This window comes from Streptomyces sp. NPDC001985, from assembly GCF_040296845.1.
GTDB lineage: Bacteria > Actinomycetota > Actinomycetes > Streptomycetales > Streptomycetaceae > Streptomyces.
Genome location: NZ_JBEOYB010000015.1, coordinates 33,693 through 51,110, shown reverse-complemented (window position 1 = coordinate 51,110; position 17,418 = coordinate 33,693). Strand labels below are relative to the sequence as shown.

Below are 17,418 nucleotides of genomic sequence, written 5' to 3'. Positions count from 1 at the left end.
ACAAAACGTAAAAATGATGGGTAAAGGTGTGGGGAGGGCGGGGCGTCGCCGTGCGCTGGCGGCGGCGCTGCTCGCCGTCCTCCTCGGCTCGGCGTGCGCGGCCGAGACCCCCGGCCCCCGGGAGGGCGCGGGGGCCGCCCCCGGCCGGTCGGCCGGCGAGCGGACGGGCCCCGCCGGGCCGGGCGGCTCGCCCGCCGAACGCGCCGAGAGCCGCAAGCGCGCCCAGGCCGTCCGGGCCGCCGCCGCCCAGAAGTGGGGTCTGGAGCGCACTCCGCTGACGGCGCCCCCGCCGCCGGCCGTCAAGCCCGAGATCACCACCCGCAAGGGGTTCGAGGTCGAGGGCGGCGAGTATCTGCCGCCGGTCTTCACCACCGTGCCGGTGACCGAGCGGGTGGTCTTCCTGACGATCGACGACGGCAGGGAGAAGGACCCCGAGCTGCTGCGGATGATGTCCGAGCTCCAGATCCCGTACAGCTCGTTCCTCAGCGACTATGTGATCAACGACAACTACGGGTACTTCCGCGAGATGCGGGACCTGGGTGTCTCGCTCCACAACCACACCCTCAACCACCGCTACATGCCCGGCCTCGACTACGCCGCGCAGAAGCGGGAGATCTGCGGCCAGCAGGACAACCTCACCAAGCTGTACGGCACGCGCCCCCCGCTCTTCCGCCCGCCGTACGGCAACTACAACCAGGACACCCTGCGCGCGGCCCGGGCCTGCGGGGTGAAGGCGGTGCCGCTGTGGGCGGCGGAGGCGTTCCCGGACCGGATGGAGTGGCGGGAGTGGGATCGGGATCTGCATCCCGGGGACATCATCCTGACGCACTTCAGGGGGACGGATGAGTGGGAGGGGTCGATGGCGGACATGGTGCGCCAGGTGATGAGGACGGTGACGGAGAAGGGGTACGCGGTGGCCCGCCTGGAGGACTACGTCTGACCCTGCCGGCCCGAGCCCCGGCCCGTCCCGCCGTCTGAGGACTGCTCTGTGCCGGGAGTGCCGGAGCTGGGTAAATCCCGGCCCGTCCGGCGTTTGAGGACGGACCCCGCGCCCGGGGGACCCGCGTGGTGTGAGTTCCGGCTCGTCCGGTGTCTGAGCGCGGCCCCCGCACCCGAGCTGGGCAAATCCCGGCCCGTCCGGCGTTTGAGGGCGGACCCCGGGCCCGGGGAGACCCGCACGGTGCGGGTCCGGTCCGGCCCGGGGGCTCGCCGCACGGCGCGCCCCCGGGGCCGGGATCGACGCACGGGATTGGCACTCCGCTTGACCGAGTGCTAACCGCGGTCATAGTCTCGGGTCTGGCACTCCCCACCGGAGAGTGCCAGCACAGCGACGGGCAGATCCGGCACCCGCGACGACGGATCGACCTGGTCGCCACTCAGACAGATGAACCCCGAGATCTCCGAAGGGGGAGGTCGGACCGTGACGACCACCAGCTCCAAGGTTGCCATCAAGCCGCTTGAGGACCGCATTGTGGTCCAGCCGCTCGACGCCGAGCAGACCACGGCCTCTGGCCTGGTCATCCCGGACACCGCGAAGGAGAAGCCCCAGGAGGGCGTCGTCCTCGCGGTCGGCCCGGGTCGCTTCGAGAACGGTGAGCGCCTGCCGCTCGACGTCAAGACCGGCGACGTCGTTCTGTACAGCAAGTACGGCGGCACCGAGGTGAAGTACAACGGCGAGGAGTACCTCGTCCTCTCGGCCCGCGACGTACTCGCGATCATCGAGAAGTAGGTCGGATTACCGGGGCTCGCCCCGGAGTCTCCGTACCCCGTTTGTTTTGTGAACCGCGCCCCTGGCCCCCGCTGACAGTCATATCCCGGGCGCTGGGGGCGCGGTTCGTACACGAAGAGGACTGAAACGCTCCATGGCGAAGATCCTGAAGTTCGACGAGGACGCCCGTCGCGCCCTCGAGCGCGGCGTCAACAAGCTTGCCGACACCGTGAAGGTGACCATCGGCCCCAAGGGCCGCAATGTCGTCATCGACAAGAAGTTCGGCGCCCCCACCATCACCAATGACGGCGTCACCATCGCCCGCGAGGTCGAGCTCGACGACCCGTACGAGAACCTCGGCGCCCAGCTGGTGAAGGAGGTGGCCACCAAGACCAACGACATCGCTGGTGACGGCACCACCACCGCCACCGTGCTGGCCCAGGCGCTGGTCCGCGAGGGCCTGCGCAACGTCGCCGCCGGCGCCTCCCCGTCGTCCCTGAAGAAGGGCATCGACGCCGCCGTCAAGGCCGTGTCCGAGGAGCTCCTCGCGACCGCCCGTCCCATCGAGGACAAGGCCGACATCGCCGCCGTCGCCGCGCTCTCCGCGCAGGACCAGCAGGTCGGCGAGCTGGTCGGCGAGGCCATGGACAAGGTCGGCAAGGACGGTGTCATCACCGTCGAGGAGTCCAACACCTTCGGCCTGGAGCTGGACTTCACCGAGGGCATGGCCTTCGACAAGGGCTACCTCTCCCCGTACATGGTCACCGACCAGGAGCGTATGGAGGCCGTCCTCGACGACCCGTACATCCTGATCAACCAGGGCAAGATCTCCTCCATCCAGGACCTGCTCCCGCTGCTGGAGAAGGTCATCCAGGCGGGTGGCTCCAAGCCGCTGCTGGTCATCGCCGAGGATGTCGAGGGCGAGGCGCTCTCCACCCTGGTCGTCAACAAGATCCGCGGCACGTTCAACGCCGTGGCCGTCAAGGCCCCCGGCTTCGGCGACCGCCGCAAGGCGATGCTCCAGGACATGGCCGTCCTCACCGGCGCCACCGTCATCGCCGAGGAGGTCGGCCTCAAGCTCGACCAGGCCGGCCTGGACGTGCTGGGCTCCGCCCGCCGCGTGACCATCACCAAGGACGACACCACCATCGTCGACGGTGGCGGCAGCTCCGAGGAGATCACCGGCCGCGTCGCGCAGATCAAGGCCGAGATCGAGTCCACGGACTCCGACTGGGACCGCGAGAAGCTCCAGGAGCGCCTGGCGAAGCTGGCCGGCGGTGTCTGCGTGATCCGCGTCGGTGCCGCCACCGAGGTGGAGCTGAAGGAGAAGAAGCACCGTCTGGAGGACGCCATCTCCGCGACCCGCGCCGCGGTCGAGGAGGGCATCGTCTCCGGTGGTGGCTCCGCGCTCGTCCACGCCGTCAAGGTGCTGGAGGGCAACCTCGGCAAGGAGGGCGACGAGGCCACCGGTGTCGCCGTCGTCCGCCGCGCCGCCGTCGAGCCGCTGCGCTGGATCGCCGAGAACGCCGGCCTCGAAGGCTATGTGATCACCTCCAAGGTGGCCGAGCTGGACAAGGGCCAGGGCTTCAACGCCGCCACCGGCGAGTACGGCGACCTGGTGAAGGCCGGCGTCATCGACCCGGTCAAGGTCACCCGCTCCGCGCTGGAGAACGCCGCCTCGATCGCCTCCCTGCTGCTCACGACCGAGACCCTGGTCGTCGAGAAGCCGGCCGAGGACGAGGGCGACGCCGGTCACGGCGGCCACGGCCACTCCCACTGACGCATGACTCCGCGTCGGTAGCGGCACGCTGAACCGCATCCGGGCCCGGTGCCCCCGCCATGGGGACACCGGGCCCGGTGCCGTTCCGCCGAGGGCCGCCCGCCCGGGTGCGGCCCGGCCGGGTGCCGCCCGACCCCGCCCGCCCGGTGCCGTCCCGCCGTCGGGTGCCCGGGTGCCCGGGTGCCCGGGTGCCCGGGTGCCCGGGTGCCCGGATGCCGGGGAGCCGCCCCGGCTACCGCGGTCCGTACTTGCGGCCCGTCCGGGAGGTGACCCCGCCCAGCACCCCCCGGGGCGCCAGCTTCACCAGCCCCATCAGCGCCTTGTACCGGGGATCGGGGATCGAGACCGTCCGGCCGCGCGCCAGATCCGTCAGCGCCGCCCCCACCAGCTTGTCCGCGTCCAGCCACATCCACCCCGGGATGTTCTCCGTTCCCATCCCCGCCCGCTGGTGGAACTCGGTGCGTACGAAACCGGGGCAGAGCGCCATCAGCCGCACGCCGGTCCCGGCGAGGTCCCGGGCCGCGCCCTGGGTGAACTGGACCACCCACGACTTGGACGCGCCATAGGTCCCCCGGGGGACGAAGGCCGCCACCGACGCCACATTGACCACCCCGCCCCGGCCGCGCTCCCGCATGGACCGCGCGCCCGCCTCGGTGAGCCGGAGCACCGCCTCGCAGTGCACCTTCAGCATGGTCAGCTCATCGGCCATGGACACATCGAGGAAGCGGCCCTTGTTGCCGAAGCCGGCGTTGTTGACCAGCAGGTCCACCGGGTTGCGGGGATCGGAGAGCCGCCTTGCGACCGAGGCGATCCCCTCCTCCTCCGCGAGGTCGGCGGTGAGCACCTCGGCCTCGATGCCGTGCCGGTCGTGCAGTTCGGTGGCGTACTCCTCCAACCGCGCCTTGTCACGGGCGACCAGCACCAGATTGTGTCCATCGGAGGCGAGTCGCCGCGCGAAGGCGGCCCCGATGCCCGCCGTCGCGCCCGTGATCAGTGCAGTTGTCATAAGCGGCACGTTAGTGCCCGCGCCGGACGGCGGCGCACCCGCCCGTGCGCCCGGCGGCGCCCCGCCCTATCCGGCGCTCCGCGCGGCGGTGTACGCCCGGGCGGTCGCGAGCAGTTCGGAGTGGAGCGCCTCGCCCGCCGCGAGCACCTCGGGCAGCAGGGTGCGCTGCGTGGTCCCGGCGAGGAAGGCCATGGTCACCGTGACCCCGTGGTCCGGCCGGTGCACGATCTCCACCGGGTCGCCCGCCCGGATCGGGCCCGGCTCGACGACCCGCAGATAGGCGCCCGTCCTGGCCTGCCGGGTGAAGCGCCGCACCCAGCCCTTCTCGCCCATCCACGCCGCGAAGGTGCGGCAGGGGATGCGGCCGGTGGTCGCCTCCAGCACCGCGCGCCCGCCGATCCGCCACCGCTCGCCGACCAGCGCGGCGTTCACCTCGATCCCCGAGGTGGTGAGGTTCTCGCCGAAGATCCCGTTGCGCAGCGGGCGGCCGAGTTCCCCCTCCCAGAAGTCCAGATCCTCCCGGGCGACCGCGTACACCGCCTGATCGTCCCCGCCGTGGTGGCGCGGATCGCCGATCTCGTCACCCGCCAGCCCGCTGCCGCCCACTCCCTTGGGCCCGGGGCCCGAGACCCAGACCGGCCCGTCGACCGGCCGTTTGTCGATGGCGGTCAGGGCGGCGTCGCTGTACTCGGTGGGCCTGCGCGGGCCCGTGTTCACGGTCAGAAGCTTCATGGAGGTCACGCTAAACCCCTCTAGATCAAACAATCCAGCGAATAATTACCCATATCTCCAAGGGTCGCTTATATTCGAAGGGTGATTGAGGCCCGTCATCTCCGAGTCCTGCGCGCGGTCGCCGCCAGCGGTTCCTTCTCCGCCGCCGCCCGCACCCTGGGCTGCACCCAGCCCGCCGTCAGCCAGCAGATGAAGGCTTTGGAGACCTCCGCCGGCACTCCGCTGCTGATCCGCACCGGCCGGGAGATGCGGCTGACCCAGGCCGGTGAGGTGCTGGTGCGCCACGCCTCCGGCATTCTCGCCGGGCTCACCGCCGCCGAGGAGGAGATCGCGGCCATCGCGGGGCTGCGGGCCGGGCGGGTCCGGCTGGTCTCGTTCCCCAGCGGCAGCTCCACCCTGGTGCCCGCGGCCCTCGCGGCGCTGCGCGCCGCCCACCCCGGCACCCGGGTCTCCCTGGTGGACGCGGAGCCCCCGCGCTCGGTGGAGATGCTGCGCGAGGGGGACTGCGACATCGCGCTGGCCTTCCGCTACCGGGGGGCGCCCGAGCGGGAGGCCGACTGGGGCGATCTGATCGTCCGGCCGCTGCTCTCGGACCGGCTCGTCGGGCTGGTCCCGGAGGGTCACCCGCTCGCCGGCGCGGGCGCCGTCACCATCGGCGATCTGGCGGAGGACCCCTGGATCGCGGGGTGCCCGCGCTGCCGCCGCCAGTTGGTCGAGGTGTGCGAGGAGGCCGGTTTCACTCCCCGTATCGATTTCGCCACCGACGACTACCCGGCGGTGATCGGCCTGGTCGGGGCGGGTCTGGGGGTGGCGGTGCTGCCGGAGCTGGCGCTGGAGTCGGTACGTCCCAAGGGGGCGCGGACGGTCGCCGTCGAGCCGCCGGTGATCCGCGAGATCGTCGCCCTCACTCTGCCGGACCTCTCGCAGGTCCCCGCGGTGGCGGCCACCCTGGACGAGCTGAGCCGCGCGGCCTCGCGCTGACGCTCCCGGGGCGGGGGAATCCCGGCCGCGCGCGCCGAGAAGGAACGTTTCTGCCGATAGCCGGCCGGGTGGGGGCCTCAGTCGTGGTCCGGGCCGCCCGGGCCGCCCGGACCATCGGGGCCGCTCTGTCCCCCCGGCCCTCCGGCCCCGGCCGCGCTCGCCGCCGGGACCAGCCGGTGCCGCGCCCGCCCCATCAGCTCCTCGCGCTCGTCCTCCGTCAGGCCGCCCCACACGCCGTACGGCTCGCGCACCGCCAGGGCGTGTGCCGCGCACTCCGCTCGGACCGGGCACCTCATGCACACCTCTTTCGCCGAGTTCTCGCGCGCGCTGCGCGCCGCGCCCCGCTCTCCCTCGGGGTGGAAGAAGAGCGAGCTGTCCACCCCGCGGCAGGCCGCGAGGAGCTGCCAGTCCCAGAGATCGGCGTTGGGTCCGGGAAGGCGGGAGAAATCTGCCATAGCGCTTGCCCCTTGAAACCGTGCTGAGCGGATCGGTCGGGTGGGCGCGCGAGCGGAGATGCGAGCCGCATCCGGCACCCACGCTGCCCCACGACCGTACATCTACTGTGTTAGTAGATGTAAATATGACTCATTGCGAATCTAGCCACAGACACCACTCAATGTGAAGAAAATCAGCTAAATGGTGCATTCGTGGCAGGAGGGGTGGGAGGAGAACCGTTCCCCCGCAGTGCTCACCGCCGCGCACGCCCCCTCACGGGGAGTGCTGAAGAGTGCGGGCAGGGCCGTAACTCTTTCGAGTGACCGTCGTTGATAGTGCGGAGGCGGTTGCAGGAACAGGCGCTCGGGCACATGTCCGAAGGCGTTCAACCGCTCAGGTGAAGAAACGTACCCAGCCTGGAGGCTCAAGGTGACGCGCATCAGCTGCGGAGGGCGGCCATGACATCCGTCCTCGTCTGCGACGACTCCCCGCTTGCCCGAGAGGCGCTCCGCCGCGCGGTCGCGACCGTGCCCGGCGTCGAGCGCGTGACGACCGCGGCCAACGGTGAGGAAGTCCTCCGCCGCTGGGGCGCCGACCGCTCGGATCTCATTCTCATGGATGTCCGCATGCCCGGCCTCGGCGGCGTGGAGACCGTCCGCCGGCTGCTCTCCGCCGACCCCGGGGCCCGGATCATCATGCTCACGGTCGCCGAGGATCTCGACGGGGTGGCGCTCGCGGTCGCCGCGGGGGCCCGCGGCTATCTCCACAAGGACGCCTCGCGGGCCGAGCTGCGCGCGACCGTCACCCAGGCGCTCGCCGACCCGACCTGGCGGCTCGCCCCGCGCCGGCTCCGCTCGGCCGAGATGGGCGCCGCGCCCACCCTCACCGCACGGGAGATCCAGGTGCTCGAAGGGATGAGCCACGGCCGGTCCAACGCGGAGATCGGCCGTGAGCTGTTCCTCTCCGAGGACACGGTCAAGACCCATGCGCGCCGGCTGTTCAAGAAGCTGGGCGCGTCGGACCGGGCGCACGCCGTCGCGCTCGGATTCCGCTGGGGCCTGGTCCGCTAGAGGGCGGCCCGGGCGCCGCTGACGGGTGCCGGGAGCATGCGGGGAACCCCGCCCGCCGTACGGTGGGCGGGGAGACGGGCGACCGCGGGCGCCCGTTTCCCGCGCGATGCCGCATCCTTGAGGTGTGGAGTTCCTCGGGGACGAGTCCGGCGAGCGGAAGGGGAGGGCGCAGGCGATGAGTTCCGGCGCACCTGCTCATAACGCTTCGGTGCACAACATGGGGCACAGTGCCACGGATGAGCCGCGGTCCATGCACCATGGACCGATGCGTGACGACAACACCACGGTGATCGGTGCGCTCGTTCACCGTGCCGTCGACGGCGACGAGCAGGCCACGCACGATCTCCTCGCGCATGTTCATCCGCTCGCGCTGCGTTACTGCCGCACCCGGCTCAACCGGCTGCCCGGTGACGCTCGCCACTTTGTGGAGGACCTCGCCCAGGAGGTCTGTGTCGCGGTGCTGATGGCACTGCCCCGGTACCGGGACACCGGCAGGCCCTTCGAGGCCTTCGTCTTCGCCATCGCCACCCACAAGGTCGCCGATCTCCAGCGGGCGGCCATGCGTCACCCGGGGTCCACGGCCGTCCCCTCGGACGAGATGCCCGAGCGCCCCGACGATTCGCTCGGCCCGGAGGAGCGCGCCCTGCTCAGCGATGACGCGGAGTGGGCCAAGAGGCTGCTGGCCAACCTCCCGGAGAACCAGCGGGAGCTGCTGGTGCTGCGGGTCGCGGTCGGTCTGACCGCGGAGGAGACCGGGCAGATGCTGGGCATGTCGCCCGGTGCCGTCCGGGTCGCCCAGCACCGGGCGCTCAGCCGGCTGCGCGCCCTCGCCGAGCAGTAGCCGGCGGCCCGCGCGGGCGGTGCGGGCCACCGGGTGTTCTTGATCGTGGAATGAGTGGGCGTCCGGGGCCGTTAGCATGGACATCCGCACCGATCAAGGCCATTGGGGAAGGTGTCATGACCAACGTCGACGGAGTGCCCGAGAAATTCGCGACACTCGGGCTGACCTACGACGATGTGCTGCTGCTGCCGGGCGCCTCGGACATGGCGCCCGACCAGATCGACACCTCCTCGTACATCTCGAAGAACGTACGGGTGAACATCCCGCTGCTCTCCGCGGCCATGGACAAGGTCACCGAGTCTCGGATGGCCATCGCCATGGCCCGCCAGGGCGGCGTGGGCGTGCTCCACCGCAATCTCTCCATCGCCGACCAGGCCAACCAGGTCGACCTGGTGAAGCGCTCCGAGTCCGGCATGGTCACCGACCCGATCACGGTCCACCCGGACGCGACGCTCGGTGAGGCCGACGAGCTGTGTGCGAAGTTCCGGATCAGCGGTGTCCCGGTGACCGACCGGGGCGGCAAGCTGCTGGGCATCGTCACCAACCGCGATATGGCCTTCGAGTCGGACCGCGGCCGTCAGGTGCGCGAGGTCATGACCCCGATGCCGCTGGTCACCGGCAAGGTCGGGATCTCCGGTGTGGACGCCATGGAGCTGCTGCGCCGCCACAAGATCGAGAAGCTTCCGCTGGTCGACGACGCGGGTGTGCTCAAGGGCCTGATCACGGTCAAGGACTTCGTCAAGGCCGAGCAGTACCCGAGCGCCGCCAAGGACAAGAACGGCCGGCTGCTCGTCGGCGCCGCCGTCGGTGTCGCCGGTGACGCCTTCGAGCGGGCCCAGGCGCTGATCGAGGCGGGCGTCGACTTCATCGTCGTCGACACCGCCCACGGCCACTCCCGGCTGGTCGGCGACATGGTCGCCAAGATCAAGTCCAATGCCTCCGGCGTCGATGTCATCGGCGGCAACATCGCCACCCGCGACGGCGCCCAGGCGCTGATCGACGCCGGTGTCGACGGCATCAAGGTGGGTGTGGGCCCCGGCTCCATCTGTACGACCCGCGTGGTCGCCGGCATCGGCGTACCGCAGGTCACCGCGATCTACGAGGCGGCGCTCGCCGCCAAGGCGGCCGGTGTCCCGGTCATCGGCGACGGCGGCCTCCAGTACTCGGGCGACATCGCCAAGGCCCTGGTCGCGGGCGCCGACACGGTGATGCTCGGCTCGCTGCTCGCGGGCTGCGAGGAGTCGCCGGGCGAGCTGCTCTTCATCAACGGCAAGCAGTTCAAGTCCTACCGGGGCATGGGTTCGCTCGGTGCGATGCAGTCCCGCGGCGAGCAGCGCTCCTTCTCGAAGGACCGCTACTTCCAGGAGGGCGTCGCCTCCGACGAGAAGCTGGTGCCCGAGGGCATCGAGGGCCAGGTGCCCTACCGGGGTCCGCTCTCCGCCGTCGTCCACCAGCTCGTGGGCGGGCTGCGCCAGTCGATGTTCTATGTCGGCGGGTCCACGGTCCCCGAGCTCCAGGACCGGGGCCGGTTCGTCCGGATCACCTCGGCGGGGCTCAAGGAGAGCCACCCGCACGACATCCAGATGACGGTCGAGGCGCCGAACTACAGCAGGAAGTAGCGGGCGGGCAAGCGGGCGTACGCGTCCGGAAAGGGCGGCTCCGGTCTCCGGAGCCGCCCTTTCGGGTGTGTCGGGGATACTGGTAGCGCAGACGTAGAGGGAAAGGCCATACAAGGTGACTGAGATCGAGATCGGGCGCGGCAAGCGCGGTCGCAGGGCGTACGCGTTCGATGACATCGCCGTCGTTCCGAGCAGGCGCACACGGGACCCGAAGGAGGTCTCGATCGCCTGGCAGATCGATGCCTACCGCTTTGACCTGCCCTTCCTGGCCGCTCCGATGGATTCCGTGGTCTCTCCGCAGACCGCGATCCGCATCGGTGAGCAGGGCGGCCTCGGGGTCCTCAACCTGGAGGGCCTGTGGACGCGGTACGAGGACCCGCAGTCGCTGCTCGACGAGATCGCGGAGCTGCCGGCCGAGACCGCGACCCGCCGCCTCCAGGAGATCTACGAGGCTCCGATCAAGGAGGAGCTGATCGGGCAGCGGATCAAGGAGGTGCGCGACTCCGGCGTGGTGACCGCCGCGGCGCTCTCCCCGCAGCGGACCGCCGAGTTCTCCAAGGCCGTGGTCGACGCGGGTGTGGACATCTTCGTCATCCGGGGCACCACCGTCTCCGCCGAGCACGTCTCCGGCGCGGCCGAGCCGCTGAACCTGAAGCAGTTCATCTATGAGCTGGATGTTCCGGTGATCGTCGGTGGCTGTGCCACCTACACCGCCGCGCTGCACCTGATGCGCACCGGCGCGGCCGGTGTCCTCGTGGGCTTCGGCGGCGGCGCCGCCCACACCACCCGCAATGTGCTGGGCATCCAGGTTCCGATGGCGACCGCGGTGGCCGATGTCGCCGCCGCCCGCCGGGACTACATGGACGAGTCCGGCGGTCGCTATGTCCATGTCATCGCCGACGGCGGTGTGGGCTGGTCCGGCGACCTCCCCAAGGCCATCGCCTGCGGCGCGGACGCGGTGATGATCGGCTCCCCGCTGGCCCGCGCCACGGACGCGCCGGGCCGGGGCCGCCACTGGGGCATGGAGGCCGTCCACGAGGACGTGCCGCGCGGCAAGCTGATGGACCTGGGCATCGTGGGCACCATGGAGGAGGTCCTCACCGGCCCCTCGCACACCCCGGACGGCTCGATGAACTTCTTCGGGGCGCTCCGCCGCGCGATGGCCACCACGGGCTACAGCGAGCTGAAGGAGTTCCAGCGCGTCGAGGTGACGGTCGCGGACTCGCAGCACAGCCGCTGACCGTCCCGGACGGTTCGGCGGGAGGGATACGCGGGAGGGGCCCGGCACCGGGAATCGGTGCCGGGCCCCTCCCTCGTATCCCCGGCGCGCTACAGCCGGTGGGCGGCCCCCGCCGGGGTGGCGCCCCTGGTGTCCAGGAGGAGCTGGGCCTTCACGGCCAGGCTCTGGAGGTCGTAGGTGCGGTGGTGCTGGACCAGCACGGTCAGATCCGCCGCCGCCGCGGCCTCGTAGAGGGAGTCCGCGCGGGGGACGGGCCGCTCGCGCACCCGCCAGTCGGGCACCCAGGGGTCGTGGTAGCTGACCGAGGCGCCCAGATCCATCAGCCGCCGGGCGATCTCGTCGGCGGGGGAGCCGGCGAGATCGGCGAGGTCCGGTTTGTAGGTGACACCGAGCAGCAGCACCCGGGCGCCCCGGGCCGACTTCCCGTGCTCGTTCAGCAGGGTCGCGCACCGCTGGATCACATACTGGGGCATCCGGGTGTTGATCTCCTGTGCCAGGCCGACCATGCGCAGTGGGTGGCCGGGCGTGCGTCCGCCGCACGGGATGGTCCCCGGGTCCAGCGGGATGCCGTGGCCGCCGACGCCGGGGCCCGGGCGGAAGGCCTGGAAGCCGTACGGCTTGGTCTCGGCGCAGCGGATGACGTCCCAGAGGTCGACGCCCAGGTCATGGCAGAGCACCGCCATCTCATTGACCAGCGCGATATTCACATGGCGGAAGTTGGTTTCCAGAACCTTGACGGTCTCGGCCTCGCGCAGCCCCCGGGCGCGGACGACCTTGTCGGTGAGCCGTCCGTAGAACGCGGCGGCCGACTCGGTGCAGGCGGGGGTGAGGCCGCCGATGACCTTGGGGGTGTTGGCGTAGTCGTGGGTCCGGCTGCCGGGGTCCACCCGGCCGGGGGAGTACGCGAGGTGGAAGTCGCGGCCCGCGCGCAGCCCCGAGCCGTCCTCCAGGATCGGGCGCAGGAAGGACTCCGTCGTCCCGGGCTGTACGGCGGATTCGAGCAGCACCGTGGTGTGCGGGCGGAGCCGGGCGGCCAGGGCGCGGGCGGCCTCGCCGAGCGCGGTGAGGTCGAGATTGCCGTCCGGGCCGAGGGGGGTGGGGGCGCAGACGGCGGCGGTGCGCACGCGGCCCAGCTCGGCCGGGTCGGTGACGGTCCGGAACCCCCCGGAGAGCATGCGGCGGATGTCGGCGGGGGTGCGGCCCGCCGCCGGTTCGGTGAGCTGTCGCGGGTCGGTGTCGTAGCCGATCGTCTCGATGCCGGCGGCCACGGCGGCCTGGGCGAGGGGCAGGCCGTGGTGACCGAGTCCGATGACGGCGAGGTCTGCGGGCATGAGTGGCCGTCCTTCCCTTAGCCGGAGGGGAGCGTGGGCGCAAGCCCTGTGGGCGGAACGGGCGGGCGCAATGTCAGACTAGGCGTAAATATGACCGTTATGCGGTATTGCGCGGCCGTGGTTGTCCGCGTCGGCGGGGGGTTTGTCCACAGGCGGTGGCTGAAGTGGGCCACTGCGGACAGAATCGATGTGGTGAGCCCGGTCGGGACGGGGGAGTACCGGGCCCGCGCAGGGGTACACGGGGGCGACGGGAGGCAAGCGCAGTGAAGACAGCGACACTGGGACCCGAGGAGCGCGCCCAGGCTCTCGCGGCCATGGCCGAGCGGGAGCTGGACATCCTGGTCGTGGGCGCCGGCGTGGTCGGCGCGGGCACGGCACTGGACGCGGTGACAAGAGGGCTCTCCACCGGACTGGTGGAGGCCCGCGACTGGGCGTCGGGCACATCGAGCCGCTCCAGCAAGCTCATCCACGGTGGGCTGCGCTATCTGGAGATGCTGGACTTCGCGCTGGTCCGCGAGGCCCTCAAGGAGCGCGGGCTGCTGCTGGAGCGGCTGGCGCCGCACCTGGTCAAGCCCGTGCCCTTTCTCTATCCCCTCCAGCACAAGGGCTGGGAGCGGATCTACGCCGGATCGGGCGTGGCGCTCTACGACGCGATGTCGGTGTCGTCGGGCCACGGCCGGGGTCTGCCGGTGCACCGCCATCTCTCCCGGCGGCACGCCCTGCGGGTGGCGCCCTGCCTGAAGAAGGACGCCCTGGTCGGCGCCCTCCAGTACTACGACGCCCAGATGGACGACGCCCGCTATGTGGCGATGCTGGTGCGCACCGCCGCGAGCTATGGGGCGCGGGTCGCCAGCCGCGCCCGGGTCGTCGGCTTTCTGCGCGAGGGCGAGCGGGTGGTGGGCGCCCGTGTCCAGGACGTCGAGGGCGGCGGCGAGTACGAGATCCGCGCCAAGCAGGTGGTCAACGCCACCGGGGTGTGGACGGACGACACCCAGGCGCTGATCGCCGAGCGCGGCCAGTTCCATGTGCGCGCCTCCAAGGGCATCCACCTGGTGGTGCCCAAGGACCGCATCCACTCCACCACCGGGCTGATCCTGCGCACGGAGAAATCGGTGCTCTTCGTCATCCCCTGGGGGCGGCACTGGATCGTCGGCACCACGGACACCGACTGGGATCTCGACAAGGCCCACCCGGCGGCCTCCAGCGCCGATATCGACTATCTGCTGGAGCACGTCAACTCGGTGCTGGCCGTCCCCCTCACCCGCGATGACGTCCAGGGCGTCTACGCGGGCCTGCGGCCCCTGCTCGCCGGGGAGTCGGATGCCACGAGCAAGCTCTCCCGCGAGCACACGGTGGCCCACCCCGTGCCGGGTCTGGTGGTCGTCGCGGGCGGAAAGTACACCACCTACCGGGTGATGGCGAAGGACGCGGTGGACGAGGCGGTGCACGGACTCGACCAGCGGGTCGCCGACTGTGTCACCGAGGATGTCCCGCTCGTCGGCGCCGAGGGCTACACCGCCCTGTGGAACGCGCGCGCGAGGATCGCCGCCCGCACCGGCCTCCATGTGGTGCGCGTGGAGCATCTGCTCAACCGGTACGGCTCGCTGACCGAGGAGGTGCTCGCGCTGATCGCCGCCGATCCGTCGCTCGGTGAGCCGCTCACCGGTGCCGACGACTATCTGCGGGCCGAGATCGTCTACGCCGCCTCCCACGAGGGCGCCCGCCATCTCGATGATGTGCTGACCCGGCGCACCCGGATCTCGATCGAGACCTTCGACCGGGGGACCCTCAGCGCCCGGGAGTGCGCGCGGCTGATGGCCCCGGTGCTGGGCTGGGAGAAGGCGCAGGTCGAGAAGGAGGTCGAGCACTACGAGAAGCGGGTCCAGGCCGAGCGGGAATCGCAGCGGCAGCCCGACGACCTGACGGCCGACGCGGCGCGGCTGGGAGCGCCGGACATCGTGCCGCTCTGACCCGGCGGCGTCCGGGGCGCGCCTTCCGGGCCACGGCCCCGGGGGCGCGCGGCGCGTGACGCACCGTCCGTCCGCCCCGTGCCACCGGCGTGGACGGACGGCCGGGTTCGCGCCGGGGAATGGCATGGTGGATGCTCGGACCCTCGGGGCCGCGCCGGTGGTCGGCGGACCCGGGAGAAGTGCCGGTCCCGGAGTGAGGGACAATGATGGCTCTGCCAAGGCGTGTTACCGCATCGCGCGGGAGCGGCAGGCGCGGGCGAAGACCACGGATCGCAGAGGGGACGCATGTCGGAGGCGGAGCAGTCGCGGGAGCCCCAGCAGGACGAGTCCACCGACCCGAAGGCGCCGGAGCCGGGCGGAGCCGGCGGCGCGTCCCGGGGCACCGGCGCGCCGGACGCGGACACCGCGGCGGAATCGGGGACTCGGTCCGGCTCCGGGGCCCGGGACACGTCCGCTGACGCGGATACAGACGCGGCGGCGGACCCGGAGGTTGAGCCGTCCGGCGACGACCCGGCCAGGCCGGCGGGCGACGGCTCCGCGCACGGCGACGCCGAGGCCGACGGCCGCGCCGCGGGCGGCGCGGCGGCGAAGGCCGATGCCGCTCCCGTGGCGCGCGGCTCCGGGACCGTTCCCCGCCAGACGACCGGCAAGGAGAGCGTCACCGCGGGAGCGGGTGAGCGGGAGGCCGCGGCTCGGGGCGGCGGCACGCCGCGCGGCTCCCGCCCGGGTGACACCTCCGCGAAGCCCGCCCGCCCCACCGGCGGCGCGGGCTCCGAGAAGAGCCCACCCCGTGAAACGCCCTCCGGACGGGGGGAATCGGCCCCCGGGCGCGGCTCCGCCTCGGGCCGGACCGGCACCCCGGCGCGGGACTCCGAGGGGCGGCTGCTCTCCGGGCGGTACCGGCTCGGCGGCGTTCTCGGCCGGGGCGGCATGGGCACGGTCTGGCGCGCGGTGGACGAGACCCTCGGCCGCACCGTCGCCGTCAAGGAACTGCGCTTCCCCAACAGCATCGACGACGAGGAGAAGCGCCGCCTCATCACCCGCACCCTCCGCGAGGCCAAGGCCATCGCCCGGATTCGCAACAACAGCGCGGTCACGGTCTACGACGTGGTGGACGAGGACGACCGCCCCTGGATCGTGATGGAGCTGGTCGAGGGCAAGTCCCTCGCCGAAGTCATCCGCGAGGACGGCACCCTGACACCCCGCCGGGCCGCCGAGGTCGGGCTCGCCATTCTCGACGTGCTGCGCTCCGCGCACCGCGAGGGCATCCTGCACCGCGATGTGAAGCCGTCCAATGTGCTGATCGCCGACGACGGGCGCGTGGTCCTCACCGACTTCGGTATCGCGCAGGTCGAGGGCGACCCGTCGATCACCTCCACCGGCATGCTGGTCGGCGCCCCGTCGTACATATCGCCGGAGCGGGCGCGCGGCCACCGCCCCGGGCCGGCCGCCGACCTCTGGTCGCTCGGCGGACTGCTCTACGCGAGCGTGGAGGGCTGCCCGCCCTACGACAAGGGCTCCGCCATCGCGACGCTGACCGCCGTGATGACCGAGTCGCTCGACCCGCCGAAGAACGCGGGCCCCCTGGAAGAGGTCATCTACGGCCTGCTCGCCAAGGACCCCGCCCAGCGGCTCGACGACCGGGGCGCCCGGGCCCTGCTGACCAAGGTGGTCTTCGCGCCCGAGACGGCCGCGCCGGAGCCGCCGGTGGACGCCACCCGGGCGATGGCGCTGCCGCCGATCCCGCAGCCCGTCAAGCCGCGGGCGAAGTCCCCGGCTGCCGACCGGGGGCGCGGCGGGCCCGCGCCGCTGGCGAGTGCCCCGGCCGTCGCCCCGCAGCACGGCGGCCCGCCGGTGCCGCCGGTCCAGCGGGCCCGCGCGCCGCTCACCGATGTGGTCTCCCGCCGCACCCTGGCCGTCATCGCGGCCGTGGTGGTGCTCGCCGTCGTGGCCACCGTGCTCTATCTGACCCGGGGCTCCGACGGGGACGGCGAGAGCGCCGGCTCCGACGGCAAGGGCGACACCACCGCGTCGACCGGTGCCCGGACCCCGGGCGGCGGCGAGAAGACGACCGCCGGCGAGACGGGCGGTTCGGCCGAGCCGGGCCCCGGCACCGGGCCCACCTCCGACGGCTCCCCGGAGGAGTCCGCCGACAACGGCGCGGACGAGAAGGAGAAGGAAGAGAAGGAGAAGGAGAAGGAGACCGACTCCTCTGCGTCCTCGGACGCCGAGCCCGACGGCGGAGTCCCGGACGGCTACACCCCGGTGTCGAACGGCCGCTTCCGCTTCGCCATGGCCATGCCCGAGGGCTTCACCATGACCGGTGTCGCCGGCCAGAACTCGGGCGGCATCTTCAGCAGGAGCGGAGGCTTCCCCCGGGTCCAGGTCGACTTCAACAGCAGCCCCGGCGACGACGCGGCGGCGGCCTGGAACGCGGCGGTCCCCGGTACGCGCTCGACCAGCACCGCGTACAAGCACCTGGGTGTCAGGGAGGCCGAGTTCAACGGGTACCCGACCGTCGCGGACTGGGAGTTCGAGCGGCGCCAGCAGGGCGACCGAATACGGGTCCTGAACAGGGGATTCAAGGTCGATGAGAAGCGTGGCTACTCGATCATGGTGAGCTGCCGGGCGAGCGAGTGGAACGGCTCCGAGTGCACCCGGCTGCGCGAGACGGCGTTCGACACGTTCAAGCCCAAAGGCTGAGC

14 protein-coding genes are annotated in these 17,418 nt (G+C 71.9%); 10 read left to right on the top strand and 4 right to left on the bottom strand.

The features are described 5' to 3' along the window. The first annotated feature begins 16 nt into the window (after positions 1-16). The 3 genes from ABT122_RS09230 (at position 17) to groL (ending at position 3,488) form a co-directional block, all read left to right on the top strand. On the top strand, positions 17-940 hold the full coding sequence (locus tag ABT122_RS09230; RefSeq protein WP_351547750.1) for a polysaccharide deacetylase family protein: 924 nt from the start codon (positions 17-19) through the stop codon (positions 938-940). 480 nt (positions 941-1,420) lie between these two features. Then, the gene (gene groES, locus ABT122_RS09225; protein ID WP_190121666.1) at positions 1,421-1,729 is read left to right on the top strand and encodes a co-chaperone GroES; all 309 of its coding nucleotides are present in this window, start codon (positions 1,421-1,423) and stop codon (positions 1,727-1,729) included. A gap of 133 nt (positions 1,730-1,862) precedes the next feature. Beyond that, positions 1,863-3,488 carry a chaperonin GroEL gene (gene groL / locus ABT122_RS09220; RefSeq protein WP_351547747.1) on the top strand — a complete coding sequence of 542 codons (1,626 nt, stop codon included), beginning with the start codon at positions 1,863-1,865 and terminating at the stop codon, positions 3,486-3,488. 232 nt (positions 3,489-3,720) lie between these two features. On the opposite strand, the gene ABT122_RS09215 is transcribed toward groL, so the two are convergent. Both ABT122_RS09215 and ABT122_RS09210 read right to left on the bottom strand, forming a co-directional pair. Beyond that, on the bottom strand, positions 3,721-4,494 hold the full coding sequence (locus ABT122_RS09215; RefSeq protein ID WP_351547745.1) for an SDR family NAD(P)-dependent oxidoreductase: 774 nt from the start codon (positions 4,492-4,494) through the stop codon (positions 3,721-3,723). 66 nt (positions 4,495-4,560) lie between these two features. Further along, positions 4,561-5,226: an MOSC domain-containing protein gene (locus ABT122_RS09210; RefSeq protein ID WP_351547742.1), complete on the bottom strand. Its 666-nt coding sequence runs from the start codon at positions 5,224-5,226 to the stop codon at positions 4,561-4,563. Between the two features lie 81 nt (positions 5,227-5,307). On the opposite strand from ABT122_RS09210, the gene ABT122_RS09205 reads away from it, so the two are divergent. Next, entirely contained in the window at positions 5,308-6,207 is a 900-nt protein-coding gene (locus ABT122_RS09205) for a LysR family transcriptional regulator (protein WP_351547739.1), read from the top strand. A gap of 77 nt (positions 6,208-6,284) precedes the next feature. Here the strand turns inward: ABT122_RS09205 and ABT122_RS09200 are convergent, their stop codons facing one another. Then, positions 6,285-6,662: a WhiB family transcriptional regulator gene (locus ABT122_RS09200; protein WP_351547736.1), complete on the bottom strand. Its 378-nt coding sequence runs from the start codon at positions 6,660-6,662 to the stop codon at positions 6,285-6,287. A 438-nt stretch (positions 6,663-7,100) separates the two neighbouring features. Here ABT122_RS09200 and ABT122_RS09195 point away from each other — a divergent pair, with 438 nt between their 5' ends. The 4 genes from ABT122_RS09195 (at position 7,101) to ABT122_RS09180 (ending at position 11,412) form a co-directional block, all read left to right on the top strand. Then, positions 7,101-7,712, top strand: a complete 612-nt coding sequence (locus ABT122_RS09195; RefSeq protein ID WP_003948568.1) for a response regulator transcription factor — start codon at positions 7,101-7,103, stop codon at positions 7,710-7,712. A gap of 265 nt (positions 7,713-7,977) precedes the next feature. Then, positions 7,978-8,553, top strand: a complete 576-nt coding sequence (locus tag ABT122_RS09190) for a sigma-70 family RNA polymerase sigma factor (RefSeq protein ID WP_351547734.1) — start codon at positions 7,978-7,980, stop codon at positions 8,551-8,553. A 116-nt stretch (positions 8,554-8,669) separates the two neighbouring features. Beyond that, positions 8,670-10,172 carry an IMP dehydrogenase gene (gene guaB, locus ABT122_RS09185; protein WP_351547731.1) on the top strand — a complete coding sequence of 501 codons (1,503 nt, stop codon included), beginning with the start codon at positions 8,670-8,672 and terminating at the stop codon, positions 10,170-10,172. 115 nt (positions 10,173-10,287) lie between these two features. Further along, a complete protein-coding gene (locus tag ABT122_RS09180; protein ID WP_351547728.1) occupies positions 10,288-11,412 on the top strand; it encodes a GuaB3 family IMP dehydrogenase-related protein in 1,125 nt (374 codons plus the stop codon). 89 nt (positions 11,413-11,501) lie between these two features. Here the strand turns inward: ABT122_RS09180 and ABT122_RS09175 are convergent, their stop codons facing one another. Beyond that, positions 11,502-12,743, bottom strand: a complete 1,242-nt coding sequence (locus tag ABT122_RS09175) for a nucleotide sugar dehydrogenase (protein WP_351547725.1) — start codon at positions 12,741-12,743, stop codon at positions 11,502-11,504. 263 nt (positions 12,744-13,006) lie between these two features. Between ABT122_RS09175 and ABT122_RS09170 the strand changes: the two genes are divergently transcribed. Together ABT122_RS09170 and ABT122_RS09165 are read left to right on the top strand one after the other, a co-directional pair. Next, positions 13,007-14,713: a glycerol-3-phosphate dehydrogenase/oxidase gene (locus ABT122_RS09170; RefSeq protein WP_351547722.1), complete on the top strand. Its 1,707-nt coding sequence runs from the start codon at positions 13,007-13,009 to the stop codon at positions 14,711-14,713. Positions 14,714-14,998: 285 nt separating this feature from the next. Beyond that, positions 14,999-17,416, top strand: coding sequence for a serine/threonine-protein kinase (locus ABT122_RS09165; protein WP_351547719.1), 2,418 nt, complete (start codon positions 14,999-15,001; stop codon positions 17,414-17,416). Positions 17,417-17,418 lie beyond the last annotated feature (2 nt).

Excerpts from the sequence above, each read along its gene's own strand:
- ABT122_RS09230 (WP_351547750.1), top strand. The coding sequence starts at position 17 with ATGGGTAAAGGTGTGGGGAGGGCGGGGCGTCGCCGTGCGCTGGCGGCG.
- groL (WP_351547747.1), top strand. The coding sequence starts at position 1,863 with ATGGCGAAGATCCTGAAGTTCGACGAGGACGCCCGTCGCGCCCTCGAG.
- ABT122_RS09215 (WP_351547745.1), bottom strand. The coding sequence starts at position 4,494 with ATGACAACTGCACTGATCACGGGCGCGACGGCGGGCATCGGGGCCGCC.
- ABT122_RS09210 (WP_351547742.1), bottom strand. The coding sequence starts at position 5,226 with ATGAAGCTTCTGACCGTGAACACGGGCCCGCGCAGGCCCACCGAGTAC.
- ABT122_RS09200 (WP_351547736.1), bottom strand. The coding sequence starts at position 6,662 with ATGGCAGATTTCTCCCGCCTTCCCGGACCCAACGCCGATCTCTGGGAC.
- ABT122_RS09195 (WP_003948568.1), top strand. The coding sequence starts at position 7,101 with ATGACATCCGTCCTCGTCTGCGACGACTCCCCGCTTGCCCGAGAGGCG.
- ABT122_RS09190 (WP_351547734.1), top strand. The coding sequence starts at position 7,978 with ATGCGTGACGACAACACCACGGTGATCGGTGCGCTCGTTCACCGTGCC.
- guaB (WP_351547731.1), top strand. The coding sequence starts at position 8,670 with ATGACCAACGTCGACGGAGTGCCCGAGAAATTCGCGACACTCGGGCTG.
- ABT122_RS09175 (WP_351547725.1), bottom strand. The coding sequence starts at position 12,743 with ATGCCCGCAGACCTCGCCGTCATCGGACTCGGTCACCACGGCCTGCCC.
- ABT122_RS09165 (WP_351547719.1), top strand. The coding sequence starts at position 14,999 with ATGTCGGAGGCGGAGCAGTCGCGGGAGCCCCAGCAGGACGAGTCCACC.